Here is a 22,048-nt window from a genome sequence, read left to right on the forward strand (position 1 = left end):
TAGAATATTGAAGTCTGGTTATTTATTCTTTAATTCAATCTCTTGATTATAAATTTTTCTGTTTGCTATAAGATCAGTAATGGTGTTTGCAACTTCTGTAAAGGTTTTGAGATCCTGTTCGCTAACATTTTCTTTTACAGCTTCATCAAACCTTAGAACTACTCCTTTAGAGAAATCTCTCATTTCTAATCCAAATTTGGTTAGATAAATTAATACGCTTCTACCATCGTTAGGGTTTTTTCTGCGCTCGATCAATCCTTTAGTTTCCATAGTTTTGAGCATCCTGCTTAAACTGGTAGCTTCCATTCCCATTTTGGGCCCGAGGGATGTAGAGGGTGTTCCTTTTTCGGGATCTATGCTAAGAAGTGCGAAACCTGTAGCCATTGTGCTACCTGCTTTACCTGCTTCTTCATTATACATTTTAGAAACAGTCATCCAAGTTGCTCTCAACACATAATCTATTGTTTTTTCTTTCATAAATTCTTCTAAGCCAACCAAAGATAATAAAATATATTATGCATGCATAATAAGTAAATGTGAAAATTGTTAATTCTTCATTATATCTTTTTCAAAATATAGAATAAATAAAAAACTCTCCTTATATAGGAGAGTTTTCTGTGATAATAAAATAATCAATTTTTTATCTGTCGTAAATTTGATCGTATAAATGACGATACTTTTCTACTACATTTTTCCTTTTCACTTTCATAGTAGGGGTTAAAAGGCCCTCTTCTACACTCCATATTTCGGGAGTTAACTTAAATTTTTTAACCTGCTCCCAGCTACCAAAATTTTTATTGTAAAAATCGATTTCTTGCTCTATACGATCATTCACCATTTTATTCTCTGTAATCTCTGATAGAGAACCTTTGCCTAAATCGATATTCTTTCTTGAAGCCCATTCTTTTAAAAAGTCGAAGTTTGGCTGAATCAAAGCAGCCGGCATTTTCTCTCCTTCACCTACAACCATAATTTGGTCTATAAACTGTGATTGTTTCATGGTGTTTTCCAATATCTGCGGAGCTACATATTTGCCGCCAGAAGTTTTGAACATTTCTTTTTTACGGTCGGTAATTTTAAGAAAACCGTCATCGTCGATTTCTCCGATATCTCCTGTGTGGAAAAAGCGATCTGAAGTTAATGCCTGATTCGTTTTTTCTTCGTCTTTATAATAGCCCATCATAACACTTGGACCCTTGGTGAGAATTTCTCCGTCTTCTGCAATTTTTACTTCTGAATTCTTTATTGGTTTTCCAACGGTTCCAATTTTAAAGTTATGATCTCTTTGATCGTTTACTGCAATTACCGGTGAAGTTTCAGTAAGTCCGTATCCTTCCATAACAGGAATTCCTGCAGCAGCAAAGACTCTGGCGAGTCGAGGTTGTAATGCAGCACTACCAGATACAATTAATTCAATATTTCCGCCTAATCCTTCTTTCCATTTAGAAAATACAATTTTTCTGGCTAAATTCAATTTAAACTCATACCATGATCCATTTGCACCGTATGGTTCATATTGATGTCCTAATGCTAAGGCCCAATTGAATAAAGCCGTTTTTATACCACCGGCAGAAGATCCTTTGGCCACAATCTTGTCGTAAACTTTTTCAAGTAGGCGCGGAACAGCTGTAATCACATTAGGTTTAACTTCTTTCAGGTTTTCACTTAGCATATCGATCGATTCAGCAAAATAGATCGATACCGCATAATATTGGTATAGATACAAGATCATTCTTTCAAAAACATGGCAAACTGGTAGAAAACTAAGCGCAGTATATGTTCCAAAATCAAATGGAACCCTTGGAGCACTTCCCAAGACATTACTCACTATATTTTCGTGAGAAAGCATAACGCCTTTGGGTTTTCCCGTAGTTCCAGAAGTATAAATCAACGTAGCGAGATCTGTCGTTTTGATCGCATCCATACGCTCTTGAACTTCTTTTTGATTACCTGTGTCTTCTCCTAATTTTAGGACTTCTTTCCAGTTTTTGCAATCTTCAATTTCATCAAAACTATATACTTCTTTAAGCTGAGTATTAGCTTTTATTGCATTGATTTTGCTTAATACCTCTTTATCAGATACAAAACAATATATTGCTTCACTATGATTTAAAACATATTCATATTCTTGTTGGGAAATCGTTGGATAGATAGGTACATTTTGAGCACCTATTTGTAAAATTCCGATATCTGTAATATTCCATTCATTACGATTTGTAGAAGAAATAATCGCAATTTTATCATTGGGTTTAATGCCCATTCTTAGCAAAGCGCGGCTTACTTTATTAGCTTCATCGATATATTCTTTAGTAGAAATTTTCTTCCATTCACCATTGTACTTTGTAGCTAAAGCAGTTTGCAGCGGGTAATTTTTTTGCTGAAAATAAGGGAAATCAAAAAGACGTTTTATAGTATTCATCTACTTTTTCATTATCAGTATATTGCAAAATAGCAAAATACGGCAGTTTTTGGATTGAATATAACAAAAAGAATAGAAAAATTATTAGAATTTTATAAAGTTTTTATTTCGAAGCATTCTAATTCTTCTTGATTTTGGGAGAACTATACAGCTAAAGAGAAGTAATCGCGTATGCGTTTATTTCTATTAATAAGCATTTACATTCAAGAGCTACAATTTTAATCATTTTAAAAGTTTATATGTTTTATCTCAATTTTAGGGCAATGCGTTAAATTGCTTTTAAAATCGCAATAATATTTCTTTTTACAGTATTTGATTTATAGTTTCACACAAAAAACTTCATGAAAAATAAAAACATTTTTATTCCAATTTTAATTGTACTCTTTTGTTATGCTTGTGGATCTCAGGTAAAAACTGTAAATCCGGATAAAAATAGCCTCAAAAATTATAAAAGCTTTGCCTTTTTACCCAATGCAAATTTAAATACGAATCCAGAACAGCAAGATGTAAGTAAAGTTGTGGTAGAAACTGTGAATGCGAATATGGAAAGAGCTGGATATACATTAGATTCAGAAAATCCAGATCTTTTGGTTCTTATAAGCTCTAAAAAACTGGTAGAGCCTACAGCGCAACAAAATCCTGAACTTCAAAAAGATTACGCAGCGTATCCTTATACTGATGGCGTAGGCAGAGTAAACCCGGCTTACGGTAATTATTATTATGGTGGTTATGGTAACTTCGGAAGAATTACCGGATATGATACCGATTCTTATGAATATGAAGCTGGTGCTGTAATTATCGATTTAGTAGATCGTAAAACCAAAGAAACAGTTTGGAAAGGCACAACAAAGAAAAACCTTGTCGATCAAGCCGATTTAGAAGCTCAGGAAGAAATGGTAAATCTTGTATTTAGTGAATTGCCGGCATTTCAGAAAGATTCAGAATAAAATAAAGTCAAATTATTAAAAAAGCCGCTGAATTTTCAGCGGCTTTTTTATTTAATAATAGTCCTAAGATTATTTATTTTCTAACCATTTTTTAGCGTTTTCAAATGCGCTAAGCCATGGCGTTACTTGATCGTTTTTTCGATCTTCTGGATAATATGCCCAGTTCCAAGAAAATGTAGAACGTTCTAAATGCGGCATCATCACTAGGTGGCGACCAGAGTCGTCGGTTAGCATTGCCGTATTAAAGTCAGATCCATTTGGATTGGCCGGATAACCTTCAAAACCATATTTTCCAACGATATTATATTTCGATTCTTCATACGGGAAACTAAATTTACCTTCACCGTGAGCTGCCCAGATTCCTAATTTGCTACCTGCAAGATCGCCAAGCATAACCGAATTGTTTTCAGCAATTTCTACGGAAGTAAAATTACACTCAAATTTATGCGAATCGTTATGCAACATTTTTGGTTTTTCTTGATGCGTAGGGTTGATTAAACCTAATTCGATAAAAAGTTGGCAACCATTACAAACACCAAGTGATAACGTATCGTCTCTTTTGAAGAAGTTATCTAAAGCTGTTTTCGCCTTTTCGTTGTAAAGGAATGCGCCAGCCCAACCTTTAGCACTTCCTAAAACATCGGAATTAGAGAAACCTCCAACCGCTGCGATAAACTGAATATCCTTTAGAGTCTCACGACCGCTAATTAAATCGGTCATGTGTACATCTTTTACATCAAAACCGGCAAGGTGCATGGCGCGGGCCATTTCGCGTTCCGAATTTGATCCTTTTTCACGAATAATCGCTGCCTTAATTTTAGGTTTATTAGGATCGATTTCAGGCAGTTTTCCGGTAAAGTTTGCTGGGAATTTATAAGAAAGAGACTGATTTTTATAGTTCTCAAAACGTTCTGTCGCTTTTTCTTTTCCGCTTTGTTTCTGGTCTAATAAGAAAGACGTTTTATACCAAACATCACGTAATTCAGCAACATCGAAATTCAATGTTTCCGAAGCATTTTTTATAGTCAGTTTACTATTTTCAGAAACTACACCAATCTTAAAGAATTCAATTCCGTTTTCGGCTAAAACTTTTTCCGCAGCATCATCAGTCGCCTGGAAAACAACCGAGCTATTTTCGTTGAATAATAATTTTACAAGATCGTTTTCTCCTAATGCTGAAAGATCGATGTTTGCACCAAGGTTTTGATCGGCAAAACACATTTCTAAAAGCGTAGTGATTAATCCGCCTGAAGCTACATCGTGACCGGCAGCGATCATGTCATTTTTAATTAATCCCTGAAGGTTATAAAAAGCATCAGCGAATTTTTGATCGTCTTTAATCGTAGGAACTTCATCACCAATTTTATTAAGAATCTGCGCAAAAGAAGAACCACCTAATTTTAACGAATCTTGCGATAGATTGATGTAATAAATAGAACCTGCATTTTTCTGGAAAACCGGTTCTACAATTTTAGTAAGATCATCACAATGTCCTGCAGCCGAAATAATTACTGTCCCCGGAGAAAGTACATCGCCATCTTTATATTTTTGCTTCATAGAAAGCGAATCTTTGCCCGTAGGAATGTTTATTCCTAAGCTTATAGCAAAGTCAGATACTCCCTGTACTGCTTCATACAAACGAGCATCTTCACCTTCATTATTACAAGGCCACATCCAGTTTGCAGATAGCGAAACCGATTTTAAACCTTTTTCTAGCGGAGCCCAAACTATATTTGTAAGTGCTTCAGCAATAGAATTTTTAGAACCAGCAACAGGATCTACTAAAGCCGAGATAGGAGAGTGGCCAATAGAAGTTGCTACACCATCTTTCCCTTTATAATCTAAGGCCATCACCCCAACATTATTTAACGGCAATTGTAGTGGCCCTGCAGTTTGTTGTTTCGCCACACGGCCCGACACACAACGGTCAACTTTGTTGGTTAACCAATCTTTACAAGCTACCGCTTCTAACTGTAAAACTTGTTTTACATATTCCTGAATATTATCGTCGGAATATACTAGTTTTTCATACTGTCTAGAAACCGTTTTATCAGTCATTATGGTTTTTGGTGAACTTCCAAACATATCTGAAAGATCCAAATCCATAGGTTTATTACCGCTTTGTTTTCCTTCGAAAGTAAAGCGATGTGAACCGGTAACATCACCAACATTGTACATTGGAGAACGTTCTCTATCGGCAACACGTTTTAGTGCTTCAATATTTTTTTCTCCGATAACCAATCCCATACGTTCTTGAGATTCGTTACCAATAATTTCTTTTGCAGAAAGCGTAGGGTCTCCCACCGGAAGTTTATCTAAGTCGATATCCCCGCCAGTGTCTTCAACCAACTCACTTAAGCAGTTTAAGTGACCACCGGCACCGTGATCGTGTATAGAAACAATCGGGTTTTCTTCCGCTTCAACCATACCACGTACTGCATTGGCAGCACGTTTTTGCATTTCTGGGTTAGAACGCTGAATCGCATTTAATTCAATTCCGCTACTAAATTCTCCGGTATCAGCTGAAGAAACTGCAGCGCCACCCATTCCAATTCTATAGTTTTCACCACCAAGAATAACGATTTTATCCCCTTTTTGTGGAATATCTTTTTGCGCTTGGCTTGCTTTGCCATACCCAACACCACCAGCTTGCATAATTACTTTATCGTAACCTAATTTACGGCCGTGTTCTTCATGCTCAAAAGTTAAAACAGAACCAACAATTAAGGGTTGTCCAAATTTATTACCAAAATCTGAAGCTCCGTTAGAAGCTTTAATTAAGATATCCATTGGCGTTTGGTATAACCACTTACGCTCTTCCATGGCTTTTTCCCATGGTCGATTTTCTTCTAATCTCGAATACGAAGTCATGTAAACTGAGGTTCCTGCCAAAGGAAGTGAGCCTTTACCACCGGCAAGACGATCACGAATTTCACCACCACTTCCAGTCGCAGCACCGTTAAAAGGTTCTACCGTGGTTGGGAAATTATGTGTTTCCGCTTTTAGTGAGATTACGGAGTCGTAATTTGTATTTTGATAGAAATCCGGCTTATCGGCAGATTTAGGAGCAAATTGCTCCACGTTTGGTCCTTTTACAAAGGCGACATTATCTTTATAAGCTGAAACAATTTCGTTTGGATTTTCTTCGGAAGTTTTTCGAATCAGTTTAAATAACGATGAAGGTTTTTCTTCACCATCGATCACGAAAGTTCCGTTGAAGATTTTATGGCGACAATGTTCAGAATTTACCTGAGAAAATCCGAACACTTCAGAATCTGTTAATTTTCGACCTAATTTAGTAGCTAAGCCTTGTAAATACGCTACTTCTTCGGTATTTAAAGCTAAACCTTCCTGTTGGTTATAAGCTTCAATATCTTCGATTTCTTCAATGGCTTCCGGCTGAATGTCAATTTTAAAAATATCCTGATTTAATTCAGCATATTTCTGAGAAAGCATAGGATCAAAATCGTTAAAATTTTCATCGATTTTATAGAATTCTTCAATTCTAATAATTCCATCGATGCCCATATTTTGGGTGATCTCTACCGCGTTGGTACTCCAGGGAGTGATCATTGCGGCACGTGGACCAACAAAAAAATCTGCCAAAGCAGATTCGTTATATTTTTGCGCGCCTCCAAAGAGCCAGTTTAATTTAGAAATATCTTCAGCTGTTGGCTGAGAGTGCATTTGCACGGCATAAACCTTGTTGGTTTGAGTTCCGAAGAATAGGATCATCCTAAAGAAGTTTTGTGTTGTTGTTGAAAGCGCAAATTTACTTTTTTAAACTGAATATTGAAATTAAACAAGCGCTTGTAAACTTATTTTTTTAATCCCTCATTGAGGGTTTGATATTCTTAGATTTACTTGATGTAAATATGGACGCTTTCTAAGCGATAATTCATCGACTTACATGCAAAGTAATGAGCAAAACAAATTGCTACGATTACTCATTAATTTGCTCTTTCTAATAATGCCATATAAAAACCATCATAACTAGTTTCTGAAGAAAGGATTTTTTGATCTTCAATCAATTTGAAATCTTTTCCTTCTTCTGAAGCTAAAAAGTCTTTTACCTGCATTTGATTTTCTGAAGGTAAAACTGAACAGGTTGCATAAACCATTCTACCACCATTTTTAACGATTTTGGAGTATTGGCGAATAATTTCCTGCTGCGTTTTACGAATGCGGTCTAAAAACTCCGGTTCCAATTTCCATTTGGCATCTGGATTACGGCTCAAGACACCAAGACCGCTACAAGGTGCATCGATCAAAACTTTATCGGCTTTCCCATGAAGTTTTTTGATCACTTTATTCGTATCGATCGCACGGGTTTCAATATTATGGGCACCGGCACGTTTAGCACGACGTTTTAGTTCTTTTAATTTGTTTCCGTAGATATCTAAAGCAATAACCTGACCTTTATTTTCCATTAAAGCAGCCAGATGTAATGATTTTCCACCAGCACCAGCGCAAGTATCTACTACACGATCGCCAGGTTGCACGCCAAGAAAATCGGCTACAAGTTGTGAAGATGCATCTTGAACTTCGAATAAACCTTTTTGAAAACTTTCGGTTTTAAAAATATTAGCGCGTTCTACCAATTGCAATGCGTCTGGATAATCTTTAAGATTTATGGTTTCGAAACCTTCTTCACTAAGTTTTTTCTTTAGTGCAGTTGCATCTGTTTTTAGTTTGTTGGCTCTAATAATAACTGGCGCCTGTTTATTTAGCGCACCAATTTCTTTTTCCCAGGTTTCTTCACCAAGTTCAGCAACACCAAGCTCGTCTAACCAATCTGGAATCGATTCTCTAAACTTTCTAATTTTACTAAGCGCATCAAAACGTCCCTTAATACGGCGTGTTGGGGTGTCTTCGATTTGTTTCCAATCGGGTAAGGTAATTCCTTTTAAAGTGGCCCAAACCGCGAATAGTCTAAATAGGTTTTCTCTGGAAAAAGGTTCTTTAACTTCAGCAATTTCAGCATACAGGCGTTTCCATCTTACGATATCGTAAGTCGTTTCAGCAATAAAACTACGATCTCTGGCTCCCCAACGCTTATCTCGTTTTAGAGTTTTTTCGATCACCTTATCGGCATATTGACCTTCGTTAAAAATTTCTTTTAGGGCATCTATAGTTGCAAAAACTAAATTTCTATGTAAACGCATTGCTAAAATTTAAGGGCACAAAGGTAATCTTTTTTATTGCCGAAACATTTATATTTGGAGGAAATCCACCAAAAACCAATCAAATGAAGAAAGTCTGGATGATGGCTTTATTAGCTTTCGCGGCCTGTAAAAATGATACTAAATTAACCGAAACAAGTTTAAACGAAAAAAAAGAAATAAGTGCTCATGATACTTTTGAGAGCTTTAAAATCGAGCCTATTTTAGAAAATGATTCTTTAAGTATAAGAGCAATCGAAGTTATTGGGAATAATCTGGCTTTTGCCGCAAATAATGGGACTTACGGACTATATAATTCTGCCACAGGTAACTGGAAGTTATCTCAGCAAAAATATGATACTTTAAAACCAGAATTTAGAGCAGTAGCCAGTACAAGTACAGATTTTTTTATGCTAAGTGTTGCTAATCCGGCGCTGCTTTATAAAACCGGTGATGACGGTAAGATGAAGTTAGTTTATAAAGAAGAGAACGAAAAAGTGTTTTATGATGCCATTGCTTTTTGGAATGATAAGGAAGGAATTGCCATGGGCGATCCTACTGAAGATTGCCTGTCTATAATTGTAACTAGAGATGGTGGTAATTCCTGGGAAAAAATTGATTGTGAGAAACTTCCAAAAGCGGCTGAAGGTGAAGCGGCATTTGCAGCTAGTAACTCTAATATTGCAATAGAAGGTGATAATGTTTGGATCTTGAGTGGCGGAATGAAATCACGAGTTTTCCACTCTGCCGACAAGGGCAAAACATGGGAAGTTGCAGATACTCCGCTTAAACAAGGAAAATCAACTTTGGGCGGTTATAGCATGGATTTTTATGATACTGAAAACGGAATAATCATTGGCGGAAATTACGAAGATCCAGATGGAAACACAGGAAACAAAGCCATCACAAAAGACGGCGGGAAAACGTGGAATCTTATTGCTGACGGTGAAGAACCAAATTATAAAAGTAGTGTGCGTTATGTTCCAAATAGAAACGGAAAAGAAATTGTAGCAACTGGTTTTACAGGAATTTCTTATTCTAAAGATGCGGGAGAAACCTGGAAAAAGTTAAGCGATGAAGGTTTCTATACCATTCGGTTTTTAAACGATTCAACTGCTTTTGCGGCGGGATCTAAACGAATTTCGAAAATTTATTTTCAATAATAATTCTTTAATTGACTAAAAAAAGAATTCCGGAGAACAAATGAATGTTAACCGGAATTCTTACTACTAACTAACCAAAAAACTAAATTATAAATACTTTTATTCTTCGTTATTTTTTCGTTCTTTTTCTTTACGGGCGCGATATTCTTTTATCAATTTTCTATGGAAATCTTCTTCAAGCTGATGAAGCTTCACGATTTCTTGTGCAGAAAGAATAGACTTTAAATCCTGATAATACTTTTTCTTAAGTTCGTAATCTTGCTTTTCAATTTCAATTAATTCATCAATAACCTCCTGCGCTTTATCTTCCGCCATACAATCTACATTTTCTATATCTCGATGTTCCCTTCGAAATAATGCTCTACGTTTCTCATCATATTTATCGTAGATAGGCCAAAATTTTTGCGCTGTTTTATTACTAAAGTTTAATTCCTGAGTTATAAAAGCAGTTTTTAAAGATTTAATTCGTTCTTTCTCGTTATCATCCTGTGCTTGTGCTGTTGCAAAGCCTAAGATCAATAAGAGTATTAATGCAATCTTTCTCATAGCAATTATTCTAAAATATAAGAGGGATCTTCAACATTTTCATCAATGTATTGAAATACAGCATCGCTATTCATTGCAGCAAAATCTGATTCTTCTACAATGTACCCATCTTCAAAGATCATATTAGAAAATTCAGTATCCGATAAATCAACGTATCCATCATCAATATAATCTTCGATAGCCGAAAGTTCTACATCATCCCAACTAGCAGATTGTTCGTTTCCTAATTTAAAAAACGTGGTGTATAAAACAAAAAAAATAGCGGCGATGCCAGCGGCATAATAAAGTGTTTTTCTAAAGTTTACTTTAATTAATTTTGGTTGTTTTGGTTCAATTTTTTCAACCAAACGATCTTCAAGGCCATCAAAGTAAGCTTCAGGAACTTTAAATCCTGTCTCTACCGGTAATTCTATTTCTTGTATCTGCTTTCCTTCATTTAAGACCGTATCAAATAGCTGATCCTCTAGATTTTCAAAATATCCAGAAGGCACTTTAAAGCCAGAGGCGCCACGATATGGTATTTTCTCTTCCTTCATTTGATTATTTGACTTTTAAAAATCAAAAAGGTTTAATTTGTTTTTAAAAATTCTTCAATTTTTTTTACTGCAATATGATAAGAAGCTTTAAGAGCACCTTCACTGGTTTCTAAAATCTCAGCCATTTCCCTATACTTCAATTCTTCAAAATATTTCATCGTAAAGACCTGTTGTTGTTTTTTGGGTAAACTAGCTATAGCTTTTTGAAGTTTTAGCTGAATCGCTGTTCCTTCAAAATAAACATCACTTTCAAGATTATTTATTATTGCATCCTGAAGTTCGTCTGAAGAAATTTGTTGAAGTTTCGCTTTTTTATTTAAAAATGTAATCGATTCGTTCGTGGCAATTCGATACATCCAGGAAAATAATTTACTGTCTCCTTTAAACTGGCCAATATTTCTGAAAATTTTGATAAAAGTATTCTGAAGTACATCATGAGAATCATCATGATCTTTAACCATGTTTCTAATATGCCAATACAAACGCTCCTTATATTGAGATACAAGTTTCCTAAAAGCTTCCTGAGAAGTTTTTTTATCTTTTAATTGATGTATAAGTAAATCTTCGGCTTTTTCCAAGGGAAAAAATTTAGTTTACAATCCCTTTAAGATGATTTGGCTAAAATATAGAAAACTTTAAAGCTGACTAATTATTGCATTATAATTTTACTAAGACTGCTATATTCTAATTGATTTTTGCTCTGAAAAATTAAAATTTTTATGAATAATCGCGGGTAAAGTGAAAGGAAATTTTAATTTAAAGTTTTCTACGCAAAAGATTGCATTTCGACCAGTTTTTGATAGGTTCCTTTTTTAGCCAATAAATCTTCGTGTTTTCCTTGTTCTACGATTTGACCGCGCTGCATTACAATAATATTATCGGCATTTTGAATAGTGCTTAAGCGATGAGCAATAACTACGGAAGTTCTATTACGCATCATATTTTCTAAAGCCTGCTGAACTAGCTTTTCACTTTGGGTATCTAAAGCAGAAGTTGCTTCGTCTAAGATCATTATCGGCGGATTTTTAAGTACCGCTCTGGCAATAGAAAGACGCTGTTTTTGTCCGCCACTTAATTTGTTCCCAGAATCTCCAATATTAGTATCTAAACCTTGTGGCATTGTTGAAATAAATTCCCAGGCATTGGCGATTTTAAGCGCATTGATAATTTCATCTTCTGTAGCATTATCTTTTCCCAAGGCCACATTATTACGAATAGTATCATTAAATAATATAGAATCCTGAGTAACAAGGCCCATTAAATTTCTTAAAGAATGTTTCGAAATTTCACGAATATCGGTTCCATCAATTTTAATGCTTCCATCATTTACATCGTAAAAACGAGTTATCAGATTAGCGATTGTTGATTTTCCACTACCAGATTGGCCAACAAGAGCAATGGTTTGTCCTTTGGGAACACTCATGCTGAAGTTTTTTAAAACCAACTCTTTTTCGTATTTAAAATTGATATTGTTTACTTCAATTTTTGTATCGAAACTTTCTTTTTTGATCGCATTTGGCGCATCTTTTAAGTTAGTTTCAGTTTCTATAATCTCCAAAATACGCTCTGCACTGGCGTTTCCTTTTTGTACGCTATAAGTTGCTTTAGAAATTGCTTTTGCAGGAGTAAGGATATTATAGGTTAAAACCAGAAAACCAATAAAAGTTGCAGCATCCATAGTTTGATCGATCAAAACCATTTTACCACCAAACCAAAGCACAACCGTGATCACCATAACTCCCAGAAATTCACTCATAGGTGAAGCTAAATTTTGGCGGTGAAGCAGTGCATTTAGAATATTATTTAATCTATTGGTGCTTTCGTGAAATTTCAATTTAAACTTTCCTTCAGCATTAAAACCTTTTATAATTTTTAGGCTGGAAAGTGTTTCTTCAACAATCGATAAAAAATGCGCATTTTCTTGTTGAGCGCTGGTTGACTTTGCTTTGAGCTTTTTCCCAATAGAAGAAATAATTAACCCAGAAATAGGTAAGAAAATAAGCACAAAAAGTGTGAGTTCCCAACTAATAATTAGCATTCCTATTAGTGTAAAGAGCAATGTTAGGGGCTCTTTTACAAACATTTCTAACATGCTAAGAAAAGAAGACTGAATTTCCTGTACATCGCTCGTAATTCTAGAGATAGTATCTCCTTTACGTTTTTCAGAAAAAAAAGAAATAGGAAGTTCTGTAATCTTATCGTAAATGCGATTACGTATATCACGTAACATTCCGTTTCTTAATGAGGCGATAAAGTACATCGCCATATAATTAAATAGGTTTTTGATAAAAAATAGAATAATTATCAAAATACAGATAGTAATAAGGGCAGAAATCTGCCCATATTGTTCTATCCTTTGGTTTAAAAAAAAGTTCGCATACGTTTCAGCAAAATCTTTTAATGTTCCCCAATTACCATCCCAAATTGGTTTTTCAGTTACGGGATCATTTACTTGAAATAGCACTTGCAGCATCGGGATAAATGCCAAAAATGATAAGGTGCTAAATAGTGCATAAAAAATATTACTAATAATATTCAGAATTGCGTAACGCTTATATGGTTTCGCAAACTGAAGAACTTTTTTTAAATAACTCATAAAATTTCAAAGGTCTTACCCCAGTTGTAATTCAGCTTTAATTCGGCTGATCTTATCTTTTAATTCCTGATTCTTTTCTTCAAAATCACTCACGCTATCTAAAGAAGTATTTACACTGAAATAGAATTTAATTTTAGGCTCAGTTCCACTTGGTCGTGCCGCAATTTTAGTTCCGTTTTCAGTGTAATAAATAAGTACATTAGATTTTGGTATACTGATTTCACTTTCGGTATGATCGTTTTGGTTTTTCGCAATAGAAGATTGATAATCCTCAACTAAAACCACTTTTTCTCCATCAATAGTTTCCCAAGGTTTTTCTCTTAGGTCGATAAGCATTTGTTTGATTTCCTGCTCACCTGATATTCCTTTTTTAACCAAAGAAATTAATTCTTCTTTGTACAAACCGTAAGTAGTATAAAGCTCTAATAGTTTTTTGTAGAACGAACTTCCCTGAGCTTTTAGAAATGCTGAAATTTCGCAAGCAAGTAGGGTAGAGGTTACCGCGTCTTTATCACGTACAAAATCTCCAACCATATAACCAAAGCTTTCTTCGCCACCACCAATAAAATCTAATTCTGGATGATCTTTAATAAGTTTTGCGATCCATTTAAAGCCGGTTAACACTTCTTTATATTCTACGCCGTAAGCTTCAGATAAATTCTTTAGCATTGGTGTCGAAACGATGGTAGAGGCAATAAACTCATTACCATCCATTTTATTTGCTTTCTTCCATTGCTCTAATAGGAACCAGGACATCACCAACATCGTTTGGTTTCCGTTTAAAAGCTCTAGTTTATTTTCGTTATTTCTAACTGCAATTCCTAGTCTGTCGCAATCTGGATCTGTTCCTATCACGATATCAGCTCCTTTTTCTTCAGCAATATCCAAAGCCATTTTTAAAGCTTCCGGCTCTTCCGGATTCGGAGATTTTACTGTTGGGAAATTTCCATCTGGTTCTCTTTGTTCTTCAACAATAGTAACATTGGTAAAACCAGCTTTTTCTAATACCGGCGGAGCCATGGTAATCGAAGTACCGTGTAAAGAAGTAAAAACAACACCAAGATCTGCTTTAGCTTCAGCAGAAGTATCAAAACTTCCATTAGCTACGGAAGCTTCAATAAAGGCTTCATCTACATCTTTATCGATTTTATGAATCAAATCGCTTTTAGCATCAAAGCTAATCGCTTCGTACTCCAAACCATTAATTTCTTCAACTAAATCTTTATCTTGAGGCGGAACCAATTGGCCACCATCTTGCCAGTAAACCTTATAGCCATTATATTCTGGTGGGTTATGGCTAGCGGTTAAAACAATTCCGCAGTGGCAATCTAAATGCTTAACAGCAAAAGATAATTCTGGTGTAGGGCGCAAATCTGAAAATAAAAAAACTTCAATATCATTTGCAGAAAAGACATCGGCAACAACCTGTGCCAGTTCTTTACTATTATTTCTACAATCGTAAGCAATTGCCACTTTTAGTGCTTCGCCTGAAAATTCTCTTTTAAGATAATTAGAAAGTCCCTGTGTGTTTTTTCCTAATGTATATTTATTGATTCTGTTAGTACCAACGCCCATCACTCCGCGCATCCCTCCTGTACCAAAAGCTGCATTTTTATAAAAACTATCTTCTAACTCAGAAGGGTTGTTTTCTATAAGTTGGTTGATTTCTTTTTTGGTATCTTCATCAAATACATCGGTAAGCCAGGTTTGGGCTTTCGCTAAAATTTCAGGTTTTACTTGTGACATAATTTTGGTTTTAGTTTTAGTAGTTCACACAAAATAGATTTCAAAAATAATATATTCTGTATTCAAACTTAATAATTCTCGGTAGTTTTAGTAATAAGATAACGTTCTTTATCGCGCTTGCTTCTTAAGATGAGTTCTCCTACAAAGCCCGCAAGAAATAATTGCGAACCTATAATCATCACGGTAAGTGCAATGTAGAACCAAGGATTTAAGGCGACAAGCGTATTAGGCACGCCGTGATACATTTTGTATAGTTTGGATAATCCTACAAATCCAGCCGTAAAAAATCCTATGATAAACATCAACACTCCCAGCGAACCGAATAAATGCATGGGTCTACGACCAAATTTAGATAAAAACCAAATGGTTAATAAGTCCAAGAAACCAAAAATAAAGCGTTCTGGGCCAAATTTAGTTTTGCCATATTTTCTTGCCTGGTGTTTTACTTCTTTTTCAGTTATTCTATAAAAGCCCGCGTTTTTAGCTAAAACAGGGATATAGCGATGCATCTCTCCATATACATCTATATTTTTTATTACATCTTTTTTGTATGCTTTTAAACCACAATTAAAATCGTGTAATTTTAATCCTGAAGTTTTTCTTGCAGCCGCATTAAATAATTTTGAAGGCAAATTTTTAGCCAAAACCGAGTCGTATCGTTTCTTTTTCCAGCCGGAAACGAGCTCGTACCCATCTTTAGTTATTTTTGAGTATAACTCGGGAATTTCGTCTGGATTGTCCTGAAGATCGGCATCCATGGTGATTACAACATCACCCTCTGCTTTTAAAAAGCCGGCATGTAACGCCTGAGATTTGCCATAATTACGATTAAATTTAATGCCTTTAACAGCTTTGTCATTTTCAGCAATGGCAGCAATGGTCTTCCATGAAGTATCTGTACTACCATCATCAATAAAAATGATCTCGTAAGAAAACGAATTGGATCGCATTACTTTTGCGATCCAACTATATAATTCTACTAAAGATTGTTCCTCGTTTAAAAGAGGTATAACTACGGAAATCTGCATTAAATATTAATAAGTTTGCGGATCTTTTTTTCTAAAAATTAAAGCCAAAATTAATCCTATTGCTGCCCAAAAAGCCAACTGGAAAACATAAGTTTTAAGTTGATTTAGAGGCGTAAATTGATTAGTGTTCATTACTTCTGCTACAACCTTATCAACTTCAGCCTCTGGTAAACCAAAACCTTCCATCATCTTTCTAGTCATTTCAGCAGTCAGTTCTACAACTGTTTGTGCTGCTTCAGGATCTACAAAATTAAAGATAATTATAGAAACAATTGTGCTAATTAGTAACCCAATCGCAATTGGTATAAACGCAGCAATAAATGCATCTTTAAAAGAAAAAGCAGGGTCTGCCACAGCTTTTCTCGATTTAAATTCTGAAAGAACTAAAAAAGCGATAATGATTATAAAATTGAATACGCCAAGATACCAACTTGTAAAAAGCTCTAGATTAAAGGCATATGCTAAGACTGTAATAAGTGATAGTAGAATTCCTAAATAAATTCCAAAGGGAGTGGCAACCGATTTAGTTGAAGTAGTGTTTTCCATTTTTTGATTAATTTTGGTGTTTATCGGTTAGTAAGCAAATATAGTAATTCGTTACAAAGCTGTTAAATAAAAAATAATTTAAATTATAATTGGATTTATAAACAAATTGGTTAAATTTGCACCCTGAAAAATAAAAGATCAAAGCGATGAAACAAGGAATCCATCCAGAAAATTATAGATTGGTAGCATTTAAAGATATGTCTAACGATGATGTATTCATTACAAAATCTACCGCAAAGACAAAAGAAACTATCGAGGTAGAAGGTGCTGAATATCCATTAATCAAATTGGAAATTTCTAGAACTTCTCATCCTTATTATACTGGGCAGACTAAACTTGTGGATAGTGCTGGTAGAATTGATAAATTCAAAAACAAATACGCAAAATTCAAGAAGAAATAATTTTCTCGAATTTGAGAAATATATTAAGGCTGCATTTTTTGCAGCCTTCTTTGTTTCTAATAATTTTAGTATGACATCTTAAGGCAAAAAAACTAGTCTAGAAATAGCTATTTTAAATTGATTTTAACTTCAATTTCTTTAATCTTTCGCATTTCGCTTTAACTTTATAAAAATTTTGTGCGGAAATGAATTATATACTTTTTGATGGTTCGGTGAGAAACCAGTTGCTTCCATTTACCTTTACAAGACCTGTAGCCGATATTCGTTTTGGTATTTTGACTATGCGCGAGCGTTGGGAATATATTTTAGGTTATACCACTTCAACCATTACTGAAGATTATTTGAGTGAAAAATGGCCTTTAGTAGAATTTGAGGAAAATATAATGATCAATTCGGCTTATTTTCCTTCTGCGGAATTTATTCAGCAAATTAAAAATTTAAATAAAAAGGAAGCAATTTTTGATGGCGAAGAAATCGTTGCTTTTTATACTGAAGAGGATCAGGAAGTCGATTTTTCAGCATATAAACAATTGGAAATTAAGGGTGATGTCTTAAAATTAGAGCATACCTGGGATATATTTTCGAAAAACGGAAAGGCCATCAGTTTTGATTTTCAGTTAATTACAAAAGATCGCGAATCTCAGCCTATAGATTCTTCAAATTATGTAAAAAACGCTGAAAATGTTTTTATAGAAGAAGGTGCGGTAGTAGAAAATTGTTCACTAAACGCCAGTTCTGGTCCAATTTATATTGGTAAAGATGCATTGGTGATGGAAGGCTGTTTTTTTAGAGGACCTATAGCTATTGGCGAAGAAGCCATTGTGAAAATGGGTGCTAAGATCTACGGAGCAACAACGATTGGTCCTGGAAGTAGAGCAGGAGGAGAAATCAATAATTCTGTATTATTTCAAAATTCAAATAAAGGTCACGAAGGTTATTTAGGAAATTCGGTGTTAGGGGAATGGTGTAATTTGGGTGCAGATACTAATAACTCAAACCTTAAAAATAATTATGCTGAAGTCCGTTTATGGGATTATGAAACTGAAGGATTTGCGAAAACCGGACTCCAATTTTGTGGTTTAATGATGGGCGATCATAGTAAATGTGGCATTAATTCAATGTTTAATACCGGTACTGTGGTTGGTGTGAGTTGTAATATCTTCGGAACTGGATATCCACGGAATTTTATCCCAAGTTTTAGTTGGGGAGGAAGCGCCGGAATGACAACCTACCAAACGAAAAAGGTTTTTGAAGTTGCCAGGCTTGTTTTAGAACGCCGTCAAATGGAATTTACCGAGCAGGATGAAGCAATGTTAGAACATGTTTTTGAGGAAACATCAAAGTATCGTAGGTATTAGATTAAATCATAGATAGCTACACTTTTAGATATTAGCGGTTAGTCATTAGAATTTTTAAAAAAGCTTTATTTCTAAAACATAAAATACCAGAAAATACAAATCAAAACAATCATAATAATAGCGGTAAGAACGATTACTCTTTGCCGCTTTTTGTTGTTTTCTACTTTAATTTTTTGGCCTAGCTTATCTAATTCTTCTTTTGGTAATTTTTTGTAATCATCTAGATTGCCTAAACCAGATCCTAGATTTTTAGCATATCGTGCTAATTGAGAAGAACGTTTTCTTTTATTATTTTTCAAGCTAATTATAGCTCCTATTGAACTTCCAAAACTCATATTTTAAATTGAGATATAAGAAAATAGGATCTAGAGTATAGACTCAATTATTATTAATTTTTGCAATAGAAAAATATAAAGAATATTGAATTAGTTACTAAAAAAACACTTCGTGTGGTATTTATAATTTTCGATATTCTAGTCTCTATTCTATAGCCTTACAAAACCAACTCTTTAAATAAACAATCTAAGGTTTTTTCTAAATCTTTACTGAATCCTGGGTGTGTTTTTGAAGTTTGAATGACCGAACTTCTTGTTGCCGTTAACCATCTAAACCTGGAAGCGGCATCCATTTGCCCAATCGGGCCTGCATTTTTTTCCGCTTTACAAATACGTTTAAAACTTTCTAAATTCTTCTCGATTTCCTCTAGATCACAATCAGGGCAAATTGCTTTTAATTTTTCCTTGTCCAGATGATAGCGCATATTGATAAATCGTGTGCTTTTAGAAAAAATTCCTACGCCCACATTTATAAATTCTTCACGTTCTACTTTAGGAACGATCCTAATTACGGCATACTCATATAAGTGATTCTCTTGCATCTTGCGCTTGTTTTGTGAAAATTTCAGAATGAGTTAATCGTATTTTTAAGAAGTTAAAGTAAACTTCTCTAATCTCTTCAGGAGATTCATCGGTACCCTCCCAAAGTAACCAATCTTCAGGAATTAAGTTTACGATGTTTTGTAAAACTTCGGGAGTTATTTTCTGCTTAAACTCGCTATCGGTTTTTGCAAGTTTACTGGCTTGTGGCAGTAAAACATGATCTTTTATAAAAGTAAACGGAGTTTTTGCAGTTTTTTCCCAGTTGGTCCAGGAGTGATGAAAATACAAAGAAGCACCATGATCGATAAGCCATAATTCTTTATGCCAGCTTAGCATATTTGTGTTTCTAAATGTACGATCGATATTGGTTAAATAGGCATCCAACCAAACGATTTTAGAAGCCGTTTCCGCGTCAATTTCAGTAACCACAGGATCATAGTTTATTGCTCCAGATAAAAAATGAAGTCCGAGATTTAAACCCTGACTACCTTTTAGCAAATCCTGAATTTCTTCGTCACCTTCAGTTCTACCAAAAGCTTCGTCTAATTCAGCAAAAACAATTTCAGGAACATTAAAGCCCAAAAAACGTGCAATTTCACCCCCAATCAAGTCGGCAATCAAAGCTTTGCTACCATGCCCGGCGCCTCTAAATTTAATTACATATTTAAAATCGTCATCGGCATCGGCCAATGCTGGTAGAGAACCGCCTTCTCGTAAAGGCGTGATATACCGCATCACATTAACCGTACGTAATTCCAGAGCTTTGCTCATAGCTTTTATTTTCAGCAAATATAGATTATTCTGAATTTTCATATCACTAAGATTGTTCAAAAAGGGCAGTAGTTTTTATATTTCAGTCTTAGATATATCTATGCTGAAATTGGATGTTTTGAAATCCTATTTTTTAAGAATTCTTCAGCAATTAATCTTTCCTAATTATCGATATTGGTTAAAATATGTGGATAATTTTTAAGCGTTTGATTTACAAAGACTAAAACTAAACGGCTAATTTTAGTAAACCAATTTTAGATAGTATATTTGCACCCCAAATAAGGTAAAACGTGTTTTTGCTGAAAAGAGCAGGAAAATGATGAATAAAAAAGTTGCTTTTTATACCCTAGGATGTAAATTAAATTTCTCTGAAACTTCAACGATTGCAAGGTCTTTCCAGGATGAAGGATTTCAGAAAGTTGAATTTAACGAGCATGCAGATATCTATGTGATCAACACATGTTCGGTTACAGAAAATGCAGATAAGCGCTTTAAAACCATCGTAAAACAAGCTCAAAAAAACAACCAAGATGCTTTTATTGTGGGGGTTGGTTGTTACGCGCAATTAAAGCCAGAAGAATTGGCCGCAGTAGATGGTGTCGATTTGGTTTTGGGAGCTACAGAAAAATTTAAAATTACAGATTATCTAAACGATCTTTCCAAAAACGATTTTGGAGAAGTTCATAGCTGCGAAATTCAGGAAGCCGATTTTTATGTTGGATCATATTCTATTGGCGATCGTACTCGCGCTTTTCTAAAAGTACAGGATGGTTGTGATTATAAATGTACTTATTGCACTATTCCATTAGCAAGAGGGATTTCACGAAGCGATAAATTGGATAATGTTTTAAAAAATGCTGCTGAAATTTCTGAACAGAACATCAAAGAAATTGTACTTACAGGCGTAAATATTGGTGACTACGGAAAAGGTGAGTTTGGAAATAAAAAACATGAGCATACTTTTCTTGATCTTGTAAAAGCCTTAGATGAAGTTGATGGTATCGAAAGACTTCGAATTTCTTCTATAGAGCCAAATTTACTTAAAAATGAGACTATCGATTTTGTTTCTGAAAGTAATACGTTTGTACCCCATTTTCATATTCCGTTACAGAGTGGGAGCAATGATATTTTAAAATTGATGCGTCGTCGTTATTTGCGAGAATTGTATGTAGATCGTGTTGCGCAGATTAAAAAAGTGATGCCAGATGCCTGTATCGGGGTAGATGTGATTGTTGGTTTTCCTGGAGAGACCGATGAGCATTACCTGGAAACTTATAAATTTTTGACTGAACTTGATATTTCTTATCTGCACGTTTTTACGTATTCTGAACGTGATAATACTCCTGCTGCTGAAATGAGTGGAGTGGTCTCTACCAAGGTTCGTAAGAAAAGAAGTAAAATGTTGCGTGGTCTTTCAGCTAAAAAACGTAGAGCATTTTACGAAAGTCAGTTAGGGACAACGCACACCGTTCTTTTTGAAGGTGAAAATAAAGAAGGTTATATTCACGGATTTACAGAGAATTACGTAAAAGTAAAAGCTCCGTGGAATCCGGAGCTTGTAAATACACTTCATCAAATTCAGCTTACAGAGATTGACGAAGATGGTTTGGTGCGTTTTGAATATGCTAAAGCAGCAGTAACCGCTTAAATATTAATTCCAACCGGTAATAGATCTTTATATCTTCTACGATTGCGCCGCATAAATTTAGCAATGTCTGGATGTGTTGGCATTACACGAGAATTGCTGTTTTCTTTAATTTCAGCTAATACAGCCTCTATAAATTTGTTGGTGTTTTCTTCATCCTCAAAATCTTTAGGCATTGTAAGTTTTGTTAGAAAAACCTTTCGATCCTGATCTGAATATTCGATAACTGCTAATTCTCCGTTTAGTGTTGTTTCGAATTGTCGTAAAAATTCATTTTTGGTAATTTTAAATTCCTCATCATTCATC

General features: G+C 34.8%; 20 protein-coding genes. 5 read left to right on the forward strand and 15 right to left on the reverse strand.

Annotation, left to right across the window (positions count from 1 at the left end):
• Window positions 1-18 precede the first annotated feature (18 nt).
• Window positions 19-477, reverse strand: a complete 459-nt coding sequence (locus PBT91_RS07665) for a MarR family winged helix-turn-helix transcriptional regulator (protein WP_270061192.1) — start codon at window positions 475-477, stop codon at window positions 19-21.
• A gap of 163 nt (window positions 478-640) precedes the next feature.
• Window positions 641-2,419 (reverse strand): AMP-dependent synthetase/ligase, encoded by a 1,779-nt coding sequence (locus PBT91_RS07670; protein WP_270061193.1) that lies wholly within the window; start codon window positions 2,417-2,419, stop codon window positions 641-643.
• Between the two features lie 341 nt (window positions 2,420-2,760).
• On the opposite strand from PBT91_RS07670, the gene PBT91_RS07675 reads away from it, so the two are divergent.
• Window positions 2,761-3,366, forward strand: coding sequence for a DUF4136 domain-containing protein (locus tag PBT91_RS07675; protein ID WP_270061194.1), 606 nt, complete (start codon window positions 2,761-2,763; stop codon window positions 3,364-3,366).
• Window positions 3,367-3,435: 69 nt separating this feature from the next.
• On the opposite strand, the gene purL is transcribed toward PBT91_RS07675, so the two are convergent.
• Together purL and PBT91_RS07685 are read right to left on the reverse strand one after the other, a co-directional pair.
• On the reverse strand, window positions 3,436-7,101 hold the full coding sequence (gene purL, locus PBT91_RS07680) for a phosphoribosylformylglycinamidine synthase (protein WP_270061195.1): 3,666 nt from the start codon (window positions 7,099-7,101) through the stop codon (window positions 3,436-3,438).
• Between the two features lie 215 nt (window positions 7,102-7,316).
• Window positions 7,317-8,531: an RsmB/NOP family class I SAM-dependent RNA methyltransferase gene (locus PBT91_RS07685; protein WP_270061196.1), complete on the reverse strand. Its 1,215-nt coding sequence runs from the start codon at window positions 8,529-8,531 to the stop codon at window positions 7,317-7,319.
• 83 nt (window positions 8,532-8,614) lie between these two features.
• On the opposite strand from PBT91_RS07685, the gene PBT91_RS07690 reads away from it, so the two are divergent.
• Window positions 8,615-9,691, forward strand: a complete 1,077-nt coding sequence (locus PBT91_RS07690; protein WP_270061197.1) for a WD40/YVTN/BNR-like repeat-containing protein — start codon at window positions 8,615-8,617, stop codon at window positions 9,689-9,691.
• A 99-nt stretch (window positions 9,692-9,790) separates the two neighbouring features.
• On the opposite strand, the gene PBT91_RS07695 is transcribed toward PBT91_RS07690, so the two are convergent.
• The 7 genes from PBT91_RS07695 to PBT91_RS07725 form a co-directional block, all read right to left on the reverse strand.
• The gene (locus PBT91_RS07695; protein WP_270061198.1) at window positions 9,791-10,237 is read right to left on the reverse strand and encodes a hypothetical protein; all 447 of its coding nucleotides are present in this window, start codon (window positions 10,235-10,237) and stop codon (window positions 9,791-9,793) included.
• 5 nt (window positions 10,238-10,242) lie between these two features.
• Window positions 10,243-10,773 carry a hypothetical protein gene (locus PBT91_RS07700; RefSeq protein ID WP_270061199.1) on the reverse strand — a complete coding sequence of 177 codons (531 nt, stop codon included), beginning with the start codon at window positions 10,771-10,773 and terminating at the stop codon, window positions 10,243-10,245.
• 32 nt (window positions 10,774-10,805) lie between these two features.
• Window positions 10,806-11,351: an RNA polymerase sigma factor gene (locus PBT91_RS07705; RefSeq protein WP_270061200.1), complete on the reverse strand. Its 546-nt coding sequence runs from the start codon at window positions 11,349-11,351 to the stop codon at window positions 10,806-10,808.
• Between the two features lie 188 nt (window positions 11,352-11,539).
• The gene (locus PBT91_RS07710) at window positions 11,540-13,369 is read right to left on the reverse strand and encodes an ABC transporter ATP-binding protein (protein WP_270061201.1); all 1,830 of its coding nucleotides are present in this window, start codon (window positions 13,367-13,369) and stop codon (window positions 11,540-11,542) included.
• 15 nt (window positions 13,370-13,384) lie between these two features.
• Window positions 13,385-15,115: a phospho-sugar mutase gene (locus tag PBT91_RS07715; protein WP_270061202.1), complete on the reverse strand. Its 1,731-nt coding sequence runs from the start codon at window positions 15,113-15,115 to the stop codon at window positions 13,385-13,387.
• Window positions 15,116-15,183: 68 nt separating this feature from the next.
• Window positions 15,184-16,143 (reverse strand): glycosyltransferase family 2 protein, encoded by a 960-nt coding sequence (locus tag PBT91_RS07720; RefSeq protein WP_270061203.1) that lies wholly within the window; start codon window positions 16,141-16,143, stop codon window positions 15,184-15,186.
• 6 nt (window positions 16,144-16,149) lie between these two features.
• Complete coding sequence (locus PBT91_RS07725; protein WP_270061204.1) at window positions 16,150-16,689, reverse strand: DUF4199 domain-containing protein; 540 nt, start codon at window positions 16,687-16,689, stop codon at window positions 16,150-16,152.
• A 146-nt stretch (window positions 16,690-16,835) separates the two neighbouring features.
• Here PBT91_RS07725 and PBT91_RS07730 point away from each other — a divergent pair, with 146 nt between their 5' ends.
• Window positions 16,836-17,090: a type B 50S ribosomal protein L31 gene (locus PBT91_RS07730; protein ID WP_270061205.1), complete on the forward strand. Its 255-nt coding sequence runs from the start codon at window positions 16,836-16,838 to the stop codon at window positions 17,088-17,090.
• A gap of 185 nt (window positions 17,091-17,275) precedes the next feature.
• Window positions 17,276-18,448 (forward strand): GlmU family protein, encoded by a 1,173-nt coding sequence (locus PBT91_RS07735; protein ID WP_270061206.1) that lies wholly within the window; start codon window positions 17,276-17,278, stop codon window positions 18,446-18,448.
• Between the two features lie 71 nt (window positions 18,449-18,519).
• Here PBT91_RS07735 and PBT91_RS07740 read toward each other — a convergent pair whose 3' ends face one another.
• The 3 genes from PBT91_RS07740 to PBT91_RS07750 all read right to left on the reverse strand — a co-directional run bounded on the left by PBT91_RS07740 (window position 18,520) and on the right by PBT91_RS07750 (window position 20,097).
• Window positions 18,520-18,783: a hypothetical protein gene (locus PBT91_RS07740; protein WP_270061207.1), complete on the reverse strand. Its 264-nt coding sequence runs from the start codon at window positions 18,781-18,783 to the stop codon at window positions 18,520-18,522.
• Window positions 18,784-18,941: 158 nt separating this feature from the next.
• Window positions 18,942-19,325, reverse strand: coding sequence for a DUF3037 domain-containing protein (locus PBT91_RS07745; protein ID WP_270061208.1), 384 nt, complete (start codon window positions 19,323-19,325; stop codon window positions 18,942-18,944).
• Window positions 19,303-20,097 carry a HipA family kinase gene (locus PBT91_RS07750; RefSeq protein WP_270061209.1) on the reverse strand — a complete coding sequence of 265 codons (795 nt, stop codon included), beginning with the start codon at window positions 20,095-20,097 and terminating at the stop codon, window positions 19,303-19,305. Before PBT91_RS07750 ends, PBT91_RS07745 begins: the two co-directional genes overlap by 23 nt.
• A gap of 316 nt (window positions 20,098-20,413) precedes the next feature.
• Between PBT91_RS07750 and mtaB the strand changes: the two genes are divergently transcribed.
• Window positions 20,414-21,745 (forward strand): tRNA (N(6)-L-threonylcarbamoyladenosine(37)-C(2))-methylthiotransferase MtaB, encoded by a 1,332-nt coding sequence (mtaB, locus tag PBT91_RS07755; protein ID WP_270061210.1) that lies wholly within the window; start codon window positions 20,414-20,416, stop codon window positions 21,743-21,745.
• On the opposite strand, the gene PBT91_RS07760 is transcribed toward mtaB, so the two are convergent.
• Window positions 21,742-22,047 carry an N-acetyltransferase gene (locus PBT91_RS07760; protein ID WP_270061211.1) on the reverse strand — a complete coding sequence of 102 codons (306 nt, stop codon included), beginning with the start codon at window positions 22,045-22,047 and terminating at the stop codon, window positions 21,742-21,744. The genes mtaB and PBT91_RS07760 overlap by 4 nt on opposite strands.
• Window position 22,048: the final 1 nt, after the last annotated feature.

The sequence above is a fragment of the Zunongwangia sp. HGR-M22 genome, assembly GCF_027594425.1.
Lineage (GTDB): Bacteria > Bacteroidota > Bacteroidia > Flavobacteriales > Flavobacteriaceae > Zunongwangia.